Origin of the sequence: Streptomyces sp. sk2.1, assembly GCF_008120935.1 — a bacterium.
GTDB lineage: Bacteria > Actinomycetota > Actinomycetes > Streptomycetales > Streptomycetaceae > Streptomyces.
In genome coordinates this window covers 1-3,924 of the sequence record NZ_RDBO01000061.1, presented here as the reverse complement: position 1 = coordinate 3,924, position 3,924 = coordinate 1, and the positions used below count along the sequence as shown (strand labels likewise).

Annotated in this window: 3 protein-coding genes and 3 pseudogenes; 2 read left to right on the top strand and 4 right to left on the bottom strand. The window is 66.4% G+C overall.

All coding sequences use genetic code 11. The features are described 5' to 3' along the window. A pseudogene (locus EAO76_RS22015) lies at positions 1-310 on the top strand (hypothetical protein); the annotation flags it as partial. A gap of 28 nt (positions 311-338) precedes the next feature. On the opposite strand, the gene EAO76_RS22010 reads toward EAO76_RS22015, so the two are convergent. Continuing rightward, positions 339-764, bottom strand: a complete 426-nt coding sequence (locus EAO76_RS22010; protein ID WP_262375652.1) for a contact-dependent growth inhibition system immunity protein — start codon at positions 762-764, stop codon at positions 339-341. A 163-nt stretch (positions 765-927) separates the two neighbouring features. On the opposite strand from EAO76_RS22010, the gene EAO76_RS22005 reads away from it, so the two are divergent. Further along, complete coding sequence (locus EAO76_RS22005) at positions 928-1,431, top strand: NUDIX hydrolase (protein ID WP_148837678.1); 504 nt, start codon at positions 928-930, stop codon at positions 1,429-1,431. A gap of 73 nt (positions 1,432-1,504) precedes the next feature. Here EAO76_RS22005 and vph read toward each other — a convergent pair whose 3' ends face one another. The 3 genes and pseudogenes from vph to EAO76_RS21990 all read right to left on the bottom strand — a co-directional run. Beyond that, complete coding sequence (vph, locus tag EAO76_RS22000) at positions 1,505-2,368, bottom strand: viomycin phosphotransferase (RefSeq protein WP_148837677.1); 864 nt, start codon at positions 2,366-2,368, stop codon at positions 1,505-1,507. 52 nt (positions 2,369-2,420) lie between these two features. Further along, positions 2,421-3,541 (bottom strand): annotated as a pseudogene (locus tag EAO76_RS21995) (IS630 family transposase). Between the two features lie 199 nt (positions 3,542-3,740). Beyond that, positions 3,741-3,924: pseudogene (locus EAO76_RS21990) on the bottom strand (IS701 family transposase); the annotation flags it as partial.

Here is a 3,924-nt window from a genome sequence, read left to right as displayed (position 1 = left end):
CCACGTGCACTACGCCTACCCGAGCGGCAGCAGCTGGACCAGCAAAACCGTATACACCAACACCCAGACCACAGCAGCCCTCGGCATCACCTGGAACACCACAGACACCAAACGGATCTACTACATCACCACCACCGGCACCGACCAGGTCTTCGTCGCGACCCAGAACACCGACGGAACCTGGACCTCACAGTCCGCCGCTCCGGGCGTGAGCGCGGACCGGCTCGCAGTACAACAAAACACCGACGGCAAAGACATCCTCTACCTCCCCGACACCACACACAACACCCTCTACTACGCACAACACTAAAACCCCACCCGCCCGCACCTTCGTCAGATCAGCGAAGCGATTCGATCCGCGCGGCAAAGCGGGCAATCTCCTCAGTGGCGCCTCGGGGCAGGTCAGCGATCGCCACCTCCGGCAGTTTCTCGATCACGTCGCGCAGCCGGACGCCGAGTTCAGGCAGCAGAGCCCAGGCCGCGGCAGGGACGTTGACGGTGGCGAGCAGCAGGTCACCCTCGTAGAAGTATGCGTCGAGCAGTGGTTCCTCGATCAGCAGGCGCACTGCGAGCGGAAGGACATACGGCAGTGCGACCTGCTGGGAGATGAGAGTACGCAGTTCCGCCGGGCCAAGTGCGCGCAGCGGGACGCGCCGCAGTTCATGCACCTTGCGGATCAGCTGAGTTGAGTCGGCGACAGGAGGAGCCCAGCGGGGCGGGTCCAGTTCGTCGAGCGTGCGATCGAGGTGCGGCTGATGGTCCATGGGGTTCATTCTCAACCTCTGTCCGTATGCGTCTGCCGCCGTCAACCGCGACCCGAGTCTGCGCGTGCCCGCAGCGTTCGATGAATCGCCCTCTGTCCCGCCGTGATCAATGACCCACGCCAGAGGAAGGGGCAATGATCGGGCGCGACCCTACAGTGAGGGCATGTCAGACATACAACGCCACGTGGCCGTGGACGCCGACGTCGAGATTCCCGTACCTGCCGACGGCGAGGTCTGGGTGGTCGGAGCAGTCGTCCTCGACCGGAACGGCAGGGTCTTCGCCCAAAAACGCAGTCCTGACAGGCGGCTCTTCCCCAATTGCTGGGACATTGTCGGTGGCCACGTCGAGCCCGGCGAATCGTTGCTGGACGCCCTTGCCCGTGAGGTCGAGGAAGAGACCGGCTGGCACCTGCGCAGCGTCCAGCGCCTGCTCGGGATCACCACTTGGACCGGCGACGACGGTGTCGGAGAGCGACACGAGGCCGATTACCTCGTCGAGGTCGACGGCGACCTGGACCGTCCTGCCCTGGAGTGGTCCGAGCACACTGCCTACGACTGGTTCGGCCCCGGCAACCTTCCCCGTCTCAAGGAAAACCGGGCCCCTGACGAATACTTCATCCACGACCTGGTCGCAAAGGTCCTACGAGTCCACCCGGACGCAACCTAGTGCTGCGACCGCATAGGTGCGCCGGGTTGCTGTTGCTGTGAAGTACTCGATGCAGCGGATGTGCCGGTGTGCCTCAGCGGTAGTCGGCCAGGCCGTCCGCGAGTTCTTCTTCGTCGCCGTCGCGGATTGCGTAGAGGGCTTGCTGCAGGGCAAATGTGCCGCGGATCGCGGCGATGCGAGTGAGGAGCCCGTGGTTTGACCAGCTGCAAAGGGTGAGCACCCGCTCCAGGAGCTCAGGGCCGTAGCTGGCGCCGATGGCTGCGAGGTCCTCGGCCGGGTCGCTGAGCGCGACGGCGTCCCAGTCGAGTACTCCGGAGAGGCGCGGCAGGCCGTGCGTCCACTCCCATAGGACGTTTTCGGCACCGAGGTCGCCGTGCACCACTGCTCGGGTGAGGTGGGGAAGGCTGTCGAGTGCTGTGAGTTCCCGCTCGGCCCGCAGGCGTCCGCTGTCGGACATGAGCGGGAACAGCTCCGCGCGCACGTTCTCCGCCAATCGCTGCCACTGGCCTTCTGCTGCCTGAGGCAGAACTGCTCGTACCGTCTCTTCGGTGCCAGCACGGGTCAGAGCGGACAGCAGCGTGGCGTACTGCGCCGCCACGGTGTCGACCACTTGGGCACCGTTGAGGGCGTCGGTCTCCAGCGGTTCCCCGGGAATGCGGCTGAGTACCAGGAACGGCGCCTCGTCGGTGCCGTGGGCGCCGCCCTGGAGCAGCGGCTCAGGTGTGCGGAAGCCGAGGTCGAGGCCGGCGAGTGCGTGTAGTGCGGCCGCCCGCTGGGGCAACCGGGCGGCCGCTGCCCGGGTGCGGGGCAGACACACAACGCGGTCTGAGCCAATGACCACGATGTGGAATTGCCCCTGACGTACTGCCAGGTCGTCCGGTTTGTCGTCGGGCAGCAGACGGCTCAGCAGAGCGCGATGCGTCGTACGGATGCTCACGGGTGTCCTCTGGATCCTTCGATGGGTCGGAGGCGATGTGCACGAAGCGCTGTCAGGCCGCGCCAGCGAGCGGGCGTCTGCCCCGGCGAATGCCCTTCTCGCTGCGGATGCGGGCACGTTCTCGGCGTTGTGCGGCAAGTACGTCGGGGTGGCGGGCGTGGGTGTTGCGCCATCGCAGATGGGCATGCAGGGCCCGGTTCTGTGCGGGGTGGCTGCGATGGTTTGAGTTGACCAGGGTGAACTGCCGCAGCGGGCCGAAGTGGGCCTCGATCGGGTTGGCCCAGGAGGCGTGGGTCGGGGTGAAGCACAGTTCGACCTTGTTCTCCTTCGCCCAGTGGCGGATGTACTGGCCGGTGTGGGAGGAGAGGTTGTCCATGACAATGCAGATCGGGCGCCGTCGGGTCGGGCGGCGCGGATCGACTTCAGCGCGGCCAGGGTGTTGGCGGTGCCTTTGCGGCGGCGGTTGACGCCCCACAGCAGGTCGTCGTCGGCGCAGTAGCAGCCACGGAAGTAGGTCACACCGTGGGTGCGATGGCAGGTCGTCGGCAGGCGGTCGGGCTTGCCCTGCTTCGCCCAGCAGGAGCCCGCGGTGGGCCGGATTCCCAAGGGCTCGAACTCGTCGAAGGCGAAGAGCCTGTCCGGGAAGTGCTCCAGCACCTGCTCGATCCGGTCGAGCTTGGCCTCGCGCTCGGGGTCGGAAGACTCTTTCCATGTCTTGGTGCGCTGGAAGGCGATACCGCGGCGCAGCAGCAGGCACCATAACGCTTCACGACCGATACGGATGACGCGTCCGTGCACGCGACGCAGGTAGGCAGCGAGTTTACGGATCGACCAGCGGGTGAAGGGCTGGCCAAGCCTGGTGGGGCGAGTGGTGGCCGTCTGGACGACGAAGTCCTCGTCGTCACGACTGAGCAGGCGGGAACGGCCTCCCGCCCAGCGAGGGTCCAGACAGTGCAGGCCGATCTCGTTGAACCGGTGGATCACGTCCCGCACCGTGTCCTCGTCGGCCTGTACCAGCCGGACAATCACCGGGACATGGTTCCCACCGGCGGACGCGAGCAGCATCATCGCCCGCCGATAGCGCACCGAGCTTGTACTTCCCTGGCGCACGATCTGCTGCAGCTTCTGCCCCTCCTGGTCGGTCAGTCCGCGCACTCGCACAGCCTCAGCCACCACACCTCCAGCGGTCGGAACGGACGTCCACCGCCCATCCAACCGCTCCAAGCGCCAACCCGGCGAACCTTCCCGGTCAGAGCACTAGTAGTGCTTGGTCAGATCGGGATGGGTTCTGGCGTGTTGCGGTGACAGGTGGGGCAGGCGCCGGTCCAGACTGCGAGGAGTAACTGCAGTTCGCGGGTGACCTGATAGAGGCTCAGGCCGGCGCCGTTCCTTTTGGGGACCGTGTCAGCCGCTGGAGGGTGCAGAAGGCGTGCGCGACGGAGACGAGGGTGACGTGGTGGTGCCAGCCTGGCCAGGTGCGGCCCTCGAAGTGGGCCAGGCCGAGGGCCTGCTTCATCTCGCGGTAGTCGTGCTCGATGCGCCAGCGCAGCTTCGCG

Bases quoted from the DNA above. Each gene is read 5' to 3' on its own strand.
- EAO76_RS22010 (WP_262375652.1), bottom strand. From the start codon at position 764: ATGGACCATCAGCCGCACCTCGATCGCACGCTCGACGAACTGGACCCG.
- EAO76_RS22005 (WP_148837678.1), top strand. From the start codon at position 928: ATGTCAGACATACAACGCCACGTGGCCGTGGACGCCGACGTCGAGATT.